Genomic DNA, 512 nt, shown 5'->3' with positions numbered 1-512 from the left:
CGGTGGACCTGGTGGTGGCGATGGTGGCGGTGTTGCGGTCGGGGGCGGGGTATCTGCCGCTGGATCCGGGCTTCCCGGCGGAGCGGCTGGCGTTCATGGTGGAGGACGCCGGCCCGGTCTGCACGGTCGCGGTGGGGGAGAGCGCGGCCGTACTGCCGGAGGGCGTCCCGGTGCTGCTGCTGGACGATCCGGAGACGGTCCGTGCGACGGAGTCCGCCGAGCCGTTCGGTGGCGTGCCGGTGGATCCGGAGGGGGCGGCGTATGTGATCCACACGTCGGGTTCGACGGGGCGTCCGAAGGGTGTGGTGGTGTCGCACGGGGCGTTCGCGGGTTTCCTGGCGGCGATGGACGGTCGGTTGGGTCTGGGGCCGGGTGATGCGTTGGTCGCGGTGACGACGGTGTCGTTCGACATCGCGGGGTTGGAGTTGTTCGGGCCGTTGGTGCGTGGGGCTTCGGTGGTGTTGGCGGATCGTGTGACGGTGCGGGATCCGTTGGCGTTGTCGGCGTTGGTG

Annotated in this window: 1 protein-coding gene; it reads left to right on the top strand. The window is 70.9% G+C overall.

Annotation, left to right across the window (positions count from 1 at the left end; translation table 11 throughout):
• On the top strand, positions 1–512 hold a 512-nt coding region (locus PUR56_RS25515), incomplete at both ends, for an AMP-binding protein (protein ID WP_329950619.1).

The organism is Streptomyces sp. BE303, from assembly GCF_036290945.1.
Classification (GTDB): Bacteria; Actinomycetota; Actinomycetes; order Streptomycetales; family Streptomycetaceae; genus Kitasatospora.
This window is presented reverse-complemented; position numbering and strand designations above follow the sequence as displayed.